Origin of the sequence: Granulicella aggregans (genome assembly GCF_025685565.1) — a bacterium.
Lineage (GTDB): Bacteria > Acidobacteriota > Terriglobia > Terriglobales > Acidobacteriaceae > Edaphobacter > Edaphobacter aggregans_B.
Window position 1 is genome coordinate 1296902 of the sequence record NZ_JAGSYE010000001.1, and the last position, 15599, is coordinate 1312500.

The following is a 15599-nucleotide window of genomic DNA, read 5'->3' on the forward strand; positions in this document are numbered from 1 at the left end:
GTCGCGGATGACTCTGGAAAATTTGCTGCAGCGATTCGGAATTGCCTTATGCCTTGGCCCGCTCGTCATGCTCGTAGGCTGTCCTAAGCAGTATGACGCCGTTCAGCCGTCCGCATCGGCCACTGCCCCTGCTCTTCCGAAGCCATCGTCCGCGCCCTCGGCTGCGGTTCAGGCCGCCTCCCAGGCCAATGATCCAGCCCGCGCAAGGCAAGCTGAACGTCTCATCGCACAAGTCGAGAAGGCCTACCAGAGTGGTGTGAGCAACTATCGCGGTGGCCGCCTCGACGCCGCCCGACAGGACTTCGATCTAGCCGTGGACACCATGCTCGCCAGCGGCCTCGATCTCAAGAAAGATCCTCAACTCTCCGACGAGCTCGAGCGCCTCCTCAACCAGATCAACTCGCTCGAGATGGACGCCCTGAAGCAGGGCAATGGTCTCTCGCCCGTGCTCGAAGCTGCCCCGATCGATGAAGCCGCGAATGAGGTCACCTTTCCTGCGAACCCCGAGCTCACCCAAAAGCTCAAGCAGGAACTCACCATCTCCACCTCTGACCTGCCGCTCGTCATCAACGACCAGGTCGCGGGCTACATCGGCTACTTCGCCAACTCGCCTTCCTTCCACGCTCACATGCTGCGCAGCATGGAGCGCGCCGGCAAGTACAAGACGATGATGCAGCAGGTGCTCAAGGAAGAAGGCGTCCCGCAGGACCTCATCTACCTCGCGGTTGCGGAGTCGGGCTTTCAGCCGCAGGCGCTCAATGCCGGCTCGGGGGCGGGCGGCATCTGGCAGTTCATGCCCACAGGGGCCTACGGCCTCGCGCGCAGCGGCTGGGTCGATGAACGCTTCGATCCCGAGAAGAGCACGCGTGCCTACGCAAAGTACATGAAGGCGCTCTACAACCAGTTCGGCGACTGGTACCTCGCCATGGCCGGCTACGACTGGGGCCCAGGCAACGTGCAAAAGGCTGTCATGCGCACCGGCTACGCCGACTTCTGGGAGCTCTATCGCCGCAACGCCATGCCCAAGGAGACCAAGGCTTACGTGCCTCAGATTCTCGCCGCGGTCATCATGGCGAAGAACCCCGAGAAGTATGGCCTCGACAAGATGGTGCCCATGCCCGCTGTCGTCTACGACACCGTCACCACGGACTATCCCGTCGACCTTCGCCTCGTCGCCGATCTCACCGACGCAACCGTGCAGGAGATCGTCGCTCTCAATCCCAGCCTGCTTCGACTCAGCACGCCGGGCACCTCCGACTTCGACCTTCACGTCCCCGTCGGCACGAAGGACGTCTACCTCGATCGAATCAAGGCCATCCCCGATGACAAGCGCATGTCGTGGCGCTTCCACACCGTGAAGCCTGGCGAGTCGCTCGAAGGTATCGCTGCGTCGTTGCATGGCCGCGCATCGGAGATCGCGGAGACCAATGGCATCGGCCTTGCGGACGCCGTCGCTCCCGGTGATGAACTCGTCATCCCGCTCGCCGCTGTCTCTGGCGGAGTCGGTCACTCTCAGCACTACACTCTCAGGCAAGGCGATACTCTCGCCATCGTGGCCGATCGCTTCAATGTATCGCCTGAAGATCTTCGCAACTGGAACCACCTCTCTTCAAGCGCGCTCAAGCCGGGGCGCGTACTCTCCGTCTCTGCTCCGCTTCGTCTCGCTCCTGCTATGCGCTCGCATGTGAAGCGTGGTCGCGCCGCCGTTGCAGGTCGCACAAAAGCCGCGTCCAGCAAGGGGATTTCTAACAAGGTCTCGCGCGGCAGTGGAGCGAAGAGCAAAGCTTCTTCAACTCATGCGGCCAGCAACGCGAAGGGCGCGGCAACCTCCTCGCATCGCAAGAAGCACTAACCATCGCATCGCGAGCCTCTCATCGTGCGCCCTGCACGGTCTCATGTGGTGTTGTACAAGCTACCTCTTGAAAAAGATTTCTTGCCATCGATGTGTCTGCAAGGCAGACTGATGCTAGATTCTCATCACGATGTATTCGTGCACTAAGACTTGTGCATCCTAGGTTGAGAGTCTTCACGAAGAGGTTGTCTTCGACTCCCTCTTCAGATCGCAAAAGCAAAGTCAGCAGGGGAGAGCGGAATGAAGTTCGATGGATTCATGGAGCCGGAAGCGCTGGAACAGATGACGGGTATGAAGGCCGCCGCAGACCACGATGACGCTGATCTCGACGACTACGAAGATGACGATGAAGAACTCTCCATCGACGATGATGAAGATGAGGACGACGATGAGGGAGAGGTCACGCTCGACTCTGGCGACGATGAAGAGGACGATGACGCCGACGACCTTCTCGTCAAGTCCACGCACAAGGAAGAAGCGGATCTCCCCGCTGCTCCTCCGAACCCGGTCGATGGCTATACACCCGCCACCGAGTTGGCAGTCGTGCCTGAGCCGGAGCCCGCACCCGTCGCTGAAGTTGCTCCCGCGAAGGCCGCGAAGAAGACGGTGAAGAAGGCTGCAAAGAAAACGGCTCCGATCAAGCCTGCCGCAAAGAAGTCCGCGCCGGTGAAGGCAGCTCCGCTGAAGGTTGCTGCGAAGAAAGCTCCGGCCAAGGTAGCGAAGAAGGCAGCCAAGAAGGCAGTCGCCAAGAAGGTAGCGAAGAAAGCTGTCGTGAAAAAGGCGGTCGCTAAGAAAGTAGCGAAGAAGGCAGTTGCTAAAAAAGTGGCTAAGAAAGCCGTAAAGAAGACGGTCGCGAAGAAGTCCGTCGCCAAAAAGATCTCAAGTTCTGCCGCGAAGACATCCAGTGCTCTGCGCGGCGGTAAGGCTGCCCCTAAAAAGGCGGTTGGCAACAAGAGCACTGCGAGCAGCAAAATTCCAACGAAGAGAGGTATTACCTTGGCAACCAAGAAAGCAGTAGCGAAGAAGGCAGTAGCAAAGAAGGCTGTTGTGAAGAAGGCTGTAGCGAAGAAGGTCGTCGCGAAGAAGGCCGCCGTCCCAGCGAAGAAGACCGTCGCGAAGAAGGCTGTCGTGAAGAAGGCCGTTGCGAAGAAGGCAGTCGTCAAGAAGGCCGTCGCGAAGAAAGCCGCGAAGTAGTCTTCCTGCAGCCGGTCATGGCAACCTGATCCGGCTCGCATAACCGAACGTAAGGCAAGCAAAAAGGCCCGGTCTCCTCAATCCTGAGAGCCCGGGCCTTTTTGCGTCTGCTGATAACTGTCTTACTTCTTCATCGTGTTTGCTTTACTTCTTCATGGAAGAGATCGCCGCCAGCACTTCTTCGCTGTGAACAGCAGGATCGACCTTGTCCCATGTCTTCGCGACCTTGCCCGAAGGCGAGATCAGAACCGTCTCACGCGCTTCGAACTTCATTCCCGGCATGTCATGTACGGTCACGCCGTAGGCATCGCCCACCTTGTGGTCGGTATCCGCAAGCAGCTTGAAGGTGAGGCTCTCTTTGCTGCAGAAGCTCCGGTGGCTGTCCGCCGAATCCAGAGACACGCCAAGAACCACAGCGTTCAGCGCCTTGTACTTGTCCAGATCGCGCTGGAAATTATGGGCCTCAATCGTGCAGCCCTGAGTCTTGTCCTTCGGGTAGAAGTACAGCACAACCCACTTGCCCTTGTAGTCGCTCAGGCTGACGGCGGGCGAGTCCTGGGAGGGAAGCGTGAAGGCTGGCGCAGGTGTGCCAGTGGCGACGAGGTCGGCGGCGTGCGACCGCGTTGCGAAGACGGAAGCTGCGATAACCAATGCGGCCGAGGCGGCCAGGGTGGCGATGCGTTTCATGTTCGATCTCCTGAGGTGCGTACTAAGTATGACGGATTACCCCCGTCTATTGGATGACGGTAATTGAAATATCCGCTTTGTTGGCCGCATCCACAACCGCTTCCACGTCGAAGATCAGCGTTCTCCCCGGCTCCAGTGCAAGGCACGTAGCGCCCGCGGCCTTCATCGCCGTAATGGTCGCGATGCCCACCACCGGAACGTCGAACCGCATGTCCTGGTTCGGCTTAGCCACCTTCACCACCGTTAGCGACCGGCTCAGCGTCGAGGCCTCACCCTGATCATCCATCGCGGCAAACAGAGCTCCCGCACGAGCGATCGTAGCGTCGGTTCCTTCCATCGCCTCCACCGCCACGCATGCCTGCGCCGCGATTACCACTGTCTGCCCCAGGTCGAACCCCGCAACCCCTCGCGCCACCGTTCGCCCATACGCGATGTCCGCCATCTCCGTCTTGTTTGGTGCGCGCCGCGTCATCACGCCCTCTTTCGCCAGCAATGGCTCGAGATATTGCGTAGACGAGATCAACTCGATCCCCTCATCACCCAGCACTTTCGCAATCGCTCCGAGCAGCATGTCCGTATTCCTTGTCCGCAGCGAGAGCAGCAGCTTCGCCAGCCGCCAATCGGGCCTGATCGAGGAAAAGATCTGCTTATGCTTCACCTGACCGGCCATCACCGCACGCCCCACTCCCTCGGCGTGAAACATCTCGATCAGCCGGGAGAGCTCCCCCAGCGAAAGCCAGTGCACGCGAATGCCGGCATCCTTCGCCGCCCGCTTGTTCATCTCCGCATCTGTCTCTTCTTTGATCGCCGCGACTACCACCGTGAGTCCATGCGCCCGCGCCGCATCCAGCAGCAGGAAAGGGAAGCGCCCGTTGCCCGCAATCAATCCCAGCCTGTCTTCAAGTATCGGGGCACGCGCCATAGCCACAAGTTTATGGCATCACACACTCACGAACACCCTGTGCCCCATTCATCGCGCTCTTGTCTCATGCGATGAGTGGGGCAGCCACTACCCTCATTTCGTTACACTTGCCTTGTGGATCAAGACACCCCAATCGCGGAACCAGCAACATCCGATCTCCCGCCACGCATCGTCGGCTTCGATGTCGGTGACCGCCGCATCGGCGTAGCCCTCTCCGATCCCCTAGGCTTCACCGCGCAACCCGTCTTCACCCTTCACCGCACCAATCGTCGAGCCGACATGAAGGCCGTAGCCCGCGTCCTGCGTAAGCACTCCGTCACCGAGGCTGTCGTCGGCAACCCTCTCTACATGTCCGGCGACCAAAGTCCGCAGGCCGCAAAGGCCCAGGCCTTCGCCGAAGAGATCCGCGCAGAGTTCGGCCTCACGATCCACCTATGGGACGAGCGCCTCTCCACCACCCAGGCCCATCGCCATCTCGACGACGCCGGCCATGCCACCATGGGTCGGAAGAACATCATCGACCAGGTAGCCGCCGTCCTCATCCTTCAATCCTGGCTCGATGCCCGCGCCAGCCGCGTCGCCCGAGAGCGGGACTAGGCTCCCCTGCACTTTATACTGAACAACGAAGACCGGCCCTCGCCGGTCCGCTTTCTTCCGAGGAACTTATGGCCGCACTGATCGACGCAATCAACGTAAAACGCAAGATGCTCTTCGAGCTCGAAAACGTCCCCTACGCCTGTCTGGACTCCGACATCAGCTCTCCCACCGCGCGCGGCGGCCAGACTCTTGTTCGCCTGAAGATGCGCAACCTCCTCACCTCTGCCGTCTTCGAGAAGACCTTCAAGGCCCAGGACAAGTTCAAGGAACCCGACTTGGTCCTCGTGCCCGCCTCCTATCTCTATACCGATGGTGAAGGCTCGCACTTCCTCGACCAGGAGAGCTTTGAGACCCTCACTCTCACCGAGAAGATGGTCGGCAACGCGCTCGACTTCCTCATCGAAGGCGCCATGCTGCAACTCCACATGTACAACGGCAACCCCATCGGCCTGCAGCTTCCCATCTTCGTCGAGCTCGACGTGACCAGTACCGAACCCGGCGTTCGCGGCGACACCTCCAGCGGCAGCGTGACCAAGTCCGCGACCCTCGAGACCGGCCTCGAGATCAAGGTGCCTCTCTTTATCAAGGAAGGCGAAAAGGTAAAGGTCACCACCGAAACCGGCGAGTTCTCCGGCCGCGCCTAGAAGCTGAAAGACCCGCTGCGCGCGGGGCGGTCACTTCGTGACATGTCTTGGGCTTCGCGGGCTCTCCCGTTGGTCGAGAAGAGAATCCTTGCGCCCGACCAGCGGGAGGACCGAGCGTAGCGTTAGGAAGGCGCGTGAGCGCCCGCCGCCCTCGCAGGGCGCCCGTCCGGCAGGACAAGTGCTTTTGCAATCTGCTCCGCCGCTTCCGCAGGCGAACAAGCCCCCGTGTCCACCGTCACCCGCGCCACCGGTATCGCATCCGCCTCAAACGCGCCATCGGCCAGCAGTTCATCGAACATCTCCACCGAAGTCAACTTCCCATAAGCCTGCCGCGAGGCCGCATCCATGCGTGCACGCAGCTCCTCGATCGGGCACTCCAGCCGGACGAACTCAACCGTGCCGCCCATCCTCGTCATCAACTCCACAGCGTTCGCGACGAACCCGGCGGTCACGGTGCGCTCCTGCGCAAACGTAAAGATCATTCCCGGAACTCCGCTCCGGCACGCCTCCGCGAAGACCAGCAGCCACACCTCTTCCCGTAGCTGTACAAACGCCTCGCTGCCAAACTCGAAGACCGGCAGCAGCAGGTCCACTGCGAGGTGATTGTGGAACAGCTTGTATCCGGTGGCAGCCGCAAGTTCCTTGGCTACTGTCAGTTTGCCGGACGCCGGCAGCCCATAGATAAAGATCAGCTTCATCTCATCTCCCCCAAATCCTTGTGGAACTCCGAATGCACAATCTCAAACCGGCCGTCTCGATGCGGCCAGCCAGGGAGCGGGACACACCAAAATACCGTAACTTTTGTAACATTTCGTTGACACTTAGTAACTCCCCTGACACAATCGACGCCTGTTCACTGAAAGAAAGCATCTTCGCACCAGCACAAGGAGACCCTCGTGATTCGGAGATTTTGCTCCCTTTTTCTCGCAATCGTAGCGATTGCCTCGGCACTTCCCATCGCCTCCCCGGCCCAATCCGTCATGACGCACCACGTGCGTGAGGTTACCCGGACTGGTGAAGCTCGCCTCATCGGACGCAAGCCCTCCGCTGAAGTCATGAGCCTCGACCTCGTCCTCCCGCTCCGCGACCCCGCTGGCCTCAAAGCTTTCCTTGCGGACCTCTATAACCCCAAGAGCCCGACCTTCCATAAATACCTCACGCCAGCCGAGTTCACCGCGATGTTCGGCCCCACCCAGGCCCAGTACGACGAAGTCCTCGCCTTCGCGAAGAACAACGCTCTCACCGTCACCGGCGGCAGCCGCGATGGCATGGAAGTCCAGGTAAAGGGCACCGTCGCCGCGGTCGAGTCCGCGATGCACATCGCTCTGCGCACCTACCAGCACCCAACCGAAGACCGAGTCTTCTTCGCTCCGGACCGCGAGCCCACGCCGAACCTCTCGTTCAACCTCTGGCACGTCTCAGGCCTCGATAACTACTCGCTCCCGCATGCCCTCCACGTCAGCAAGACCGAATACGCCCAGGCCCACGGCATCTCGCCCGAGGCTGTCAAGACCCATGCCAGCACTGGCTCCGGCCCATCAGCCTCTTTCCTCGGCAGCGATATGCGCGCCGCCTACGCTACCGGGACTACCCTCACCGGTGCCGGTCAGAACCTCGGGCTCTTCGAGTACCTCGGAACCGACCTGGCCGACCTCACCACCTACTATAAGAACGTCGGCCAGACCAACAACGTCCCCATCACCCTGCTCTCCACCGACGGCACCAGCACCTCCTGCCTCGACACCCGCGCTGGCGGCAACTGCGACGACACTGAGCAGACCCTCGACATGACCCAGGCACTCGGCATGGCCCCTGGCCTCGCCAGTCTCACCATGTACGTCGGCTCGCTCGACACTGCCATCATCTCCTCCATGACCACCCACTCCCCGCTGCCCACCACCATCGGCTGCTCCTGGGGATGGACACCAGCCGACCCCACCACCCTCGATCCTTACTTCCAGAAGATGTCTGCTCAGGGCCAGAACTTCTTCGCCGCATCGGGCGACAGCTCCACCTGGTCTAGCAAGAATGAAGCGTGGCCCGCGGACGACGCTTACGTCGTCTCGGTCGGCGGCACCGACCTCGTGACCTCCAGCGCCGCTGGTCCTTGGTCGTCCGAGACCGCATGGGTCGACTCCGGCGGCGGCATCACCCCGGACAGCATCGCCATCCCCTCCTACCAGCAACTCTCCGGCGTCATCAACTCCAGCAACAAGGGCTCGACCACACTCCGCAACGGCCCCGACGTCTCCGCCAACGCCAACTTCAGCTTCTACACCTGCGCCGACCAGACCACCTGCCTCGCCAATGAGTACGGCGGAACCAGCTTCGCCGCTCCCATGTGGGCCGCCTACATCGCCCTCGTCGACCAGCAGCTTGTCGCCAACGGCAAGCCGACCATCGGCTTCATCAACCCCACCATCTACTCGCAGAACGTCACCTCTGCCTACGCCACCAACTTCCACGACATCACCAGCGGCACCTCCGGCAGCTACTCCGCCACCACGGGCTACGACCTCGTTACCGGCTGGGGCTCGCCCAAGCCCGCCCTCATTACTGCTCTGACGGGAACCACCACTCCAACCAACGACTTCAGCATCGCCGCCACCTCCACCACCATTGCTGCGGGAGCTTCGGGAACCTCCAGCATCACCACTGCTGTCACAGCTGGCGCAGCGGAGACCATCACTCTGAGCGCCTCGTCGCCCACCGGCATCACCGTCGCCTTCAATCCCGGCTCGGTCACCTCAGGTGGCGGCTCCACGGCAACCATCACCGTCGCCTCCACCGTAGCCGCCGGTACCTACAGCGTCCTCATCACGGGCACGGCGGCCTCTGGCAGCCACACCGCGACTATCACGTTGACCGTCACCTCGACCACCGGCTCGGGTAGCTTTACCGTCGCCGTCTCCCCAACCGCAGGCAGCCTGCCGAGAGGCGACTCCGGCTACGCAACCGTAACCACCACCGTCTCTGGCGGATTCAGTGCTCCCATCTCCTTCACCGCCACCGGAATGGAGTCTGGCGTCACCGTCAGCTTCTCGCCCAACCCCATCGCCGCTCCCGGTTCCGGCACCACCGAGATGCTAGTGACGGCGGCTTCTTCGGCAGCTCGCGCCACCTTTCCCATCAAGATCACCGCGACCGGAGGAGGCAAGACAGTCACCGCAACCCTGACCCTGACCATCACTCGCTAACGCCACCAACAAACAAAATGGCCCGGATCGACTGAGATCCGGGCCATTTCTTGTTTGTCATTCCCGAAGGGAATCTGCGTTTACTCTTCTGCTCGTCACTCCTACGCGTCGTCGTAATCCTCCGTGATCGACGTCAAGAACGCCACCAGCGCCTGCAGATCATCCGCCGACAGCGACATATTCGCAAACTGCGCCGGAGCGTTTCGCATGCCGCCTGCCTTCGCCAGCGCCGAGAACGCGATGTAGTGGTTCACCACATCGTCGAACTTGGCCGCGCTTCCGTTGTGGAAGTAGGGCGCGGAGTCCACGAGGTCCCGCAGCAGTGGTGTCTTGAACTCGGCAATCGTCAATGCCAGCCCCGAATCGACCGAGCAGTCCACCCCGGTCGCGCAAACGACCGACTTGATGTTCGCCTGAGGGTTCGGATACGCCGGGTTCAGGTAGATGTTCCAGAGCCCCAGGTCGGCATAGTTGGCATTCGTTCCAGCCGGGCGGCGCAGAGCCTCACTCGCATTCGGATGCGCTGGGTTTGATGGCAGATATTGGTCGTATGCCGCGCTTCGCTCCGAAAGCCCCGGAACATGCAGAGCCGCGAACGCTCCCGATCCATGCACGCCGTCGTACTCCTCCTGCGAGACGCCGGTATTGTGGAAGACGAAGTCCGAGAAGTTCGGCGGTGTGTGGCATGCCGCGCAGTTGCCCGCATGCTGGTCCGTCCCGCTTCCTGACGCCGCGGCCTTCAGGAATATCTTCAACCCCTGCAGCTCCAGGGCTCCGAACTTGAAGTCGAACGAGTGGTAGGCGTAGGTCCCATCCGCGGGCGTAATGTAGATCGGGTTGTTGAGCGCAACGACCTGCAGGTACAGCCGCTGGCTGTAGGCCAGGTCTGTCTCTCCCACCAGCGGAGCAAGCGGAAGATGGTTTGCATTCAGAAACAAATCGTAAGGCGACGTGTCGTAACGCCCAAAGTTATCGTGCTTGAATTGCAGATCTTCGAAGTACTGTGCCATGCACAGTGCCACTTCATTCACGATCTGAGTGTCGGTGGCTGTCGTCACATCGATCCGCTGCGAAGCTGGCAGCAGAATATCCGACGTAATCCGCGAATCGGTTCCCTTGAAGAGGATTCCATAGGAGAGCCCGTCGCTGCGGTCTGCCGCAAGCTGGCTCGACCCGTCATCCTCGCGTATTACCCTGGCGATATGTGCGATCGCCGCGTCATATTCCGTCGGCTTCCATCCAAAGTTTCGTCCCGTCAGCGTCCCCACCACAAGGTCTATACCCGTAGCGAACTCGCCATCGAAGTGCAGAAACTGCGGCCCGCTATGTGGCGCGAACGTCCCCACCATCTGCATCGCATTGCGCGGCGTAGCGTCCAGGCCGTTCTGCGACAGCGGCAGCGGGCTGCGCGTCGTAAAGTCCGCATAGGTTCGGTTGCCCGCGTTGGCCACTCCTTGGAACTCCGTTACAAAGTGGCAGCTGCGGCAGTTGATCGACTGTCCGGCAAACGGCCCTGGCAGCGGCCCATTCGCCGTCTGCACCGTCGCGACGACTGGATCGCCAGTCGTCAGCGGCGCATTCACGTTCGTCATATGCGTGGCGAAGTACTCCGAGAACCTCGTATCCAGAAACAGTCGTTCCCCAATGGGATCGGCTGCCGGAGTCACCTTTGTCTCAGCCTCTCCACCCAGGCTCGGTGCCGTCCCTGAACCACAACCGATAATTACGGCGCACGAGAGCATCGTCATCGCGCCCATCGCCAGCATCATTCTCCCAGCCTTGCGCCGAACCGCAATTGCTTGTCGCAAATTCACTGTCTTGCTCCTTCCAGGTGCTGCGCTTCAGCCGGTGTATTCAGGCTCCGCAGGTAGGCGACCAGTTGCCACCGCTCTGCATCCGGCATGACACTCCAGGAGGGCATTCCCTTCCAGGAGTTTCCATTCCGCAGCAGCCACGCCAAGTCGCCATCGGTCGTCGACTTCATCCGCTCACTGATCAGCGCCGGTCGGTTGCCCTTGCCCTGCGCCTCGCGCCCATGGCACTTGGCACACTCTTCTTCATAAACGTGGAATCCAGCCTCCGCCGCCGCCTTCTGGTCGGACAACGGATTCACCCGTGCCTTGTCCGCAGCAGGAACTCGCCGCAGCCAGCTACCGTCCGCCGCTCCCATTAACAGACATGCGCTCAATCCGAGCGCCGCTACTCCCATAACTCTCTTCATCGATTTCTCCGGAACAGGTCACGGACCTGCTGGAACTCATAGGAAGCCTTCAGCCGCCAAAGCACCGCCGCGCTGTTCGCGTTCAGCCCAAACTCCGGGCCCGCGGTAATCGTGTAGCTGTGCGGCGAGTTGTACGCAACCGTCGGTCCCGCATAGATCGATGTGCTCTTGAACCCGAAGTCGTACCGCGTTCCCAGCCCGCCAAACAGCTCCCCACCCACCGCAAAGTATTGCCGACAGAAACGGCAGTTCGAAGCACTCGCGTGCGATGCCAGCGAATGGCTTCCGCCAATTGCGTACCCAAACTCCCACGGCTCGTTCGACACATTTTTCTCGGCGATGATGTTCTCCGAGACGTTGACCCCCTTGAAGTTACTCGACAGGATCAGCTTGCCCTCGATAGACCGCTCCACATCGCTTCGCAGAAGCCCGTTCGCAATCGCCTGGTCCGAGATCACATGGTGCCCCGTAATCTCAAGGAAGCTCTTATCGGCGTTATTGATGTCTTCGTATTCGACGTAGATCACAGGATTGATCCAGTGCTCGTTGCGCAGCGGCCGGAACCGATTCTCCAGCCGCCATCCGGTAAATACGGTCGAGTCCTTCAGCGTCGTCTGGCCCTGGAAGTAGACCTCGGCCGTATACCAGGCCGTCACACCGTACTCCAGTTCGATCGTCTGCCCGTAGAAGGCGTTGGCATTCTTCGGAGAAGCCCCGATGTTCTGGCTCGCGACCTCGAGGTTCCCCGGCTCCTCCATCACGTGGGAGTAGGTCACAAAGTACGGCGGCTCCTGCCCGTGGGCGGGCACAGTGGCCAGGCCGAGCAAAGACACCAGAATTAGGCGCAACGGTGGAGCAAAACGGGCATTCACAGGCGTACCTCAGCGAATGACGAAAGAGCCTACTCTTTGCCCCACGCTCATATCCGACTTATTTGGTCTTTGATATATAAGACCACAAGGGTCGCCTTTAGTCCATCCAATTGAAGAAGAAATGTTCGTGCTTGTTCCCTATGCAAATTTGGAGTGGTTCGTACCTGTTTAGAACCGTCGTATAATCATTTTTTACCCATAAAGACGCAGCCGATTACCGCACGCGCGTCGGAATCAACTCGTCAGAAATCCGGAAACCATGCCAGAACAAGTCAAAAAACGGCTCGAAGAAGAGATCAGGTTGCTCGAACACGAGCTCACCACCGAGCTTCCCGCAGAGATCAAGAAGGCGGTCGCGCTCGGCGATCTCAGCGAAAACGCCGAATACCACATGGCCAAGCAGCGCCAGGTCTTCGTCAACGCCCGCCTCGGCCAGCTCAAGAAGCGCATGGGCGAGCTCGCCATGGTCAATCTTGTCAACATTCCCCACGACAAGGTCGGCTTTGGTGCGACCGTAGTCGTCTTCGACTCCAGCAAAAACGAAGAGCTCACCTACAAGCTCGTCACCAGCGAAGAGTCCGACGTCGCTCAGGGCCTTATCTCTACCACCTCGCCTATCGGCCGCGCTCTGCTTGGTAAGAAACTCGGCGATATCGCGACTGTGGTTACCCCAAACGGAAAACGCGAACTCGAAGTCCTCAAACTCACAACGATCCACGATGTGCCGGATACCTCTGAGGTAGCCCCCGAAGCCGTTTGAACCGTCTCCTCAGAAGGCCGTCATTCTGAGCGGAGCGAAGAATCCCCGCATTTCGCTACATCTGAACTCTAACTCTCCAATGATGACCGCAACGAAATGATCAAAGCAAGATGACCTGGACGAACGCATTTGGCAAGGGCAGCGGATGGCTGCTGCAGAAGATCGTCAACGGTCTTGCGCTCACCCGCATCTCCCCGAACGCGCTCACCTTCATCGGCCTGCTGATCAACATCGTGGCCGCGCTCTTCTTCGGCTTCGCCCGCGCCCAGAACGCCGACCGCATGTTCGTCTACGCCGGCCTCACCATCATCGGCGCCGGCCTCTTCGACATGGTCGACGGCCGCGTTGCCCGCCTCACCAACCAGGTCTCGGTCTTCGGAGCCTTCTTTGACTCGGTGATGGACCGCTACTCCGACGTAGCCATCTTCTTTGGCCTGCTGGTCTTCTATGCCCGCGGCAACCGTCTCTTCTATGTCGGCCTGACCGCCTTCGTCATGACTGCATGCCTGATGGTCAGCTACACCCGCGCCCGCGCTGAAGCGCTCATCGGAAGCTGCAAGGTAGGTTTCATGGAGCGCCCGGAGCGCATCGTCTGCGTCATCCTCGGAGCGCTGGCGAACCATTGGGGAGTGATGGCCGCCGCCCTCTGGGTGCTCGCCTTCTTCTCAACAGTCACCGTCATCCACCGCATCCGCTATACGTATCTCGAAACCGAGCGGATGAAGATGCTGGAACTGAAGCGCGGCTAAAGATATTCATCGTGGTAAGACCCCGCTAGAATCGATTCCAGATGCCACACCCGAAACACACCCTCATCATCCACGGCGGCGCATGGGCCATGCCAGACGACGCGATCGCCGCCCACGAGAACGGCATCGCCAACGCCCTCGCCGCCGGATATGCTGTCCTTGAAGCCGGTGGCACCGCCGTCTCCGCTGTCGAAGCCGCTGTCGTCGTCATGGAAGATGACGAGACTTTCGACGCCGGTCGTGGCAGCTTCCTCACCCGCGACGGCCGCGTCCAGCTCGACGCTCTCCTCATGGACGGCTCCAACCTCCGCACCGGCGGTGTGGCCTGTGTCGAACGCCTCCGCAACCCCATCAAGGCCGCCCGCCTCGTCCTCGACGAGAGCCCTCACGTCTACTTCGTCGGCGCGGGAGCCGAGCGCTTCGCCCGCCAGCACGGCATGGAACTCTGCGACAACATGGACCTCGTCATCCCTCGTGAGCAGGCCCGCCTCTACGCCTTCCAGCAGGCCGAACTAGCCGGCGGCGTAGACGAGACCTTCTCCGGCCCTGCTGAATCGTCGCTCGACAAAGAAGCGGCGAAGGCCCTCCACTCCCACGACACCGTCGGAGCAGTCGCTTTGGACATCCACGGAAACATCGCCGCCGCCACCAGCACCGGCGGCACGCTCTCGAAAGCCCCCGGGCGCGTCGGCGACTCATCGCTGATCGGCTGCGGCTGTTACGCCGACAACCTCTCCGCCGCTGTCTCGCTCACCGGCTGGGGCGAGCCCATCATGAAGCTCGTCCTCGGCAAGTGGGCGGTCGACCGCGTCCAGGCTGGAGTCGCCCCCGAAGACGCAGCCGCCCAGGCAATCGCCTACCTCCACAAGCGTCTCGGCGGCCACGGCGGCATCATCCTCCTTGCCCCCGACGGCCGCATCGGCCTCGCCCACAACACCCCGCGCATGGCCTGGGGCATCCAGACCCCCGAAGGCGCAAGCCTCGGCGTCACCCGCAACGAACCCTAAATGCAGCTCGCCTCACTCTTTCCCGACACGCGACTCGAAGACGTCCATCGCCGTCTGTTGAACCACTACGGCCAACCCGAACCGCGCGACCTCTGGGACCCGCTCACCCAGATGATCTACTCCATGCTCTCCTCGCGCACCAAGACACCCGTCTCTCACGCCGTCCTGGCCGCGCTCAAAGCCCGCTTCGGCACCTGGGAGAACCTTCGCGACGCCCCCATCCCCGAGATCGAAGACACCATCCGCCCCGTCACCTTCCCGGAACCCAAAGCCATCAACCTCAAGGCCGCGCTCGTCCGCGTCACCGAGCGTCATGGCTCCCTCAACCTGAGCTTCCTTGCTCGTCACTCCACCGAAAAGATCCGTATCTGGCTTGAGAAGTTCGAAGGCGTAGGCGTCAAGACGAGCGCCGCCGTGGTCAACTTCTCCACCCTCCGCCGCCGCGCCATGTGCGTCGACAGCCACCACCTCCGCATCGTCCAGCGCCTGGGCTTCGTCAACAAGTCTGCAACCGCCCGCGAAGCCGAGACCCGCATCATGGAGATGGCACCCGCCATCTGGTCAGCCGCCATGCTCGACGACCACCACTCCCTCATCAAGCTCCACGGCCAAAAGTGCTGCACCAAGAATGATCCGCGCTGCTCTCGATGCCCCTTGCGCGACATCTGCCCTGCCGCCACCATCTAGCCCGCCGCCACAACGACGGGTGCCCATATTTCGATTCTGAGATGTGGGCATCGAGCACAGCTCGACCGCCTTCTTTGAGATGACCGTTCAACCCTCCCCGATCAATCACCTTGCATACTGAATGCTCATTCATGTAGAAGATTCCCGCGCGAAATCGCAGTCTTTATCCGCCACGAACCTCACCGGCGGACACTATTTCGCAGAGGTGTT

Annotated in this window: 15 protein-coding genes; 9 read left to right on the forward strand and 6 right to left on the reverse strand. The window is 60.9% G+C overall.

Translation table 11 applies throughout. The annotated features are described in order from the left end of the window. Positions 1-7: 7 nt before the first annotated feature. Both OHL18_RS05190 and OHL18_RS05195 read left to right on the forward strand, forming a co-directional pair. Complete coding sequence (locus OHL18_RS05190; protein WP_263373760.1) at positions 8-1852, forward strand: lytic transglycosylase domain-containing protein; 1845 nt, start codon at positions 8-10, stop codon at positions 1850-1852. Positions 1853-2092: 240 nt separating this feature from the next. Then, the gene (locus tag OHL18_RS05195; protein ID WP_263373761.1) at positions 2093-3046 is read left to right on the forward strand and encodes a histone H1-like repetitive region-containing protein; all 954 of its coding nucleotides are present in this window, start codon (positions 2093-2095) and stop codon (positions 3044-3046) included. A 144-nt stretch (positions 3047-3190) separates the two neighbouring features. Here OHL18_RS05195 and OHL18_RS05200 read toward each other — a convergent pair whose 3' ends face one another. Further along, on the reverse strand, positions 3191-3733 hold the full coding sequence (locus OHL18_RS05200) for a peroxiredoxin (RefSeq protein WP_263373762.1): 543 nt from the start codon (positions 3731-3733) through the stop codon (positions 3191-3193). A 46-nt stretch (positions 3734-3779) separates the two neighbouring features. Continuing rightward, complete coding sequence (locus OHL18_RS05205) at positions 3780-4655, reverse strand: LpxI family protein (protein WP_263373763.1); 876 nt, start codon at positions 4653-4655, stop codon at positions 3780-3782. Between the two features lie 114 nt (positions 4656-4769). Between OHL18_RS05205 and ruvX the strand changes: the two genes are divergently transcribed. Continuing rightward, complete coding sequence (ruvX, locus tag OHL18_RS05210) at positions 4770-5252, forward strand: Holliday junction resolvase RuvX (protein WP_263373764.1); 483 nt, start codon at positions 4770-4772, stop codon at positions 5250-5252. Between the two features lie 68 nt (positions 5253-5320). Next, on the forward strand, positions 5321-5896 hold the full coding sequence (gene efp, locus OHL18_RS05215) for an elongation factor P (protein ID WP_263373765.1): 576 nt from the start codon (positions 5321-5323) through the stop codon (positions 5894-5896). Positions 5897-6018: 122 nt separating this feature from the next. On the opposite strand, the gene OHL18_RS05220 is transcribed toward efp, so the two are convergent. After that, on the reverse strand, positions 6019-6594 hold the full coding sequence (locus OHL18_RS05220) for an AAA family ATPase (protein ID WP_263373766.1): 576 nt from the start codon (positions 6592-6594) through the stop codon (positions 6019-6021). A gap of 198 nt (positions 6595-6792) precedes the next feature. Between OHL18_RS05220 and OHL18_RS05225 the strand changes: the two genes are divergently transcribed. Beyond that, a complete protein-coding gene (locus OHL18_RS05225; protein ID WP_263373767.1) occupies positions 6793-9093 on the forward strand; it encodes a S53 family serine peptidase in 2301 nt (766 codons plus the stop codon). Between the two features lie 101 nt (positions 9094-9194). Here OHL18_RS05225 and OHL18_RS05230 read toward each other — a convergent pair whose 3' ends face one another. The 3 genes from OHL18_RS05230 to OHL18_RS05240 are packed head-to-tail and all read right to left on the reverse strand — an operon-like array spanning position 9195 to position 12186. Further along, positions 9195-10901, reverse strand: a complete 1707-nt coding sequence (locus OHL18_RS05230; protein ID WP_263373768.1) for a hypothetical protein — start codon at positions 10899-10901, stop codon at positions 9195-9197. A 2-nt stretch (positions 10902-10903) separates the two neighbouring features. Then, a complete protein-coding gene (locus tag OHL18_RS05235) occupies positions 10904-11314 on the reverse strand; it encodes a c-type cytochrome (RefSeq protein WP_263373769.1) in 411 nt (136 codons plus the stop codon). Then, a complete protein-coding gene (locus OHL18_RS05240) occupies positions 11311-12186 on the reverse strand; it encodes a hypothetical protein (RefSeq protein ID WP_263373770.1) in 876 nt (291 codons plus the stop codon). Before OHL18_RS05240 ends, OHL18_RS05235 begins: the two co-directional genes overlap by 4 nt. Before the next feature lie 259 nt (positions 12187-12445). Between OHL18_RS05240 and OHL18_RS05245 the strand changes: the two genes are divergently transcribed. The 4 genes from OHL18_RS05245 (at position 12446) to OHL18_RS05260 (ending at position 15389) form a co-directional block, all read left to right on the forward strand. Beyond that, a complete protein-coding gene (locus OHL18_RS05245) occupies positions 12446-12946 on the forward strand; it encodes a GreA/GreB family elongation factor (protein ID WP_263373771.1) in 501 nt (166 codons plus the stop codon). A 110-nt stretch (positions 12947-13056) separates the two neighbouring features. Then, complete coding sequence (locus OHL18_RS05250) at positions 13057-13695, forward strand: CDP-alcohol phosphatidyltransferase family protein (RefSeq protein ID WP_263373772.1); 639 nt, start codon at positions 13057-13059, stop codon at positions 13693-13695. A 41-nt stretch (positions 13696-13736) separates the two neighbouring features. Next, positions 13737-14702, forward strand: coding sequence for an isoaspartyl peptidase/L-asparaginase family protein (locus OHL18_RS05255; RefSeq protein ID WP_263373773.1), 966 nt, complete (start codon positions 13737-13739; stop codon positions 14700-14702). Next, complete coding sequence (locus OHL18_RS05260) at positions 14703-15389, forward strand: endonuclease III domain-containing protein (protein WP_263373774.1); 687 nt, start codon at positions 14703-14705, stop codon at positions 15387-15389. It begins immediately after the preceding gene. The last annotated feature ends 210 nt before the right edge of the window (positions 15390-15599 follow it).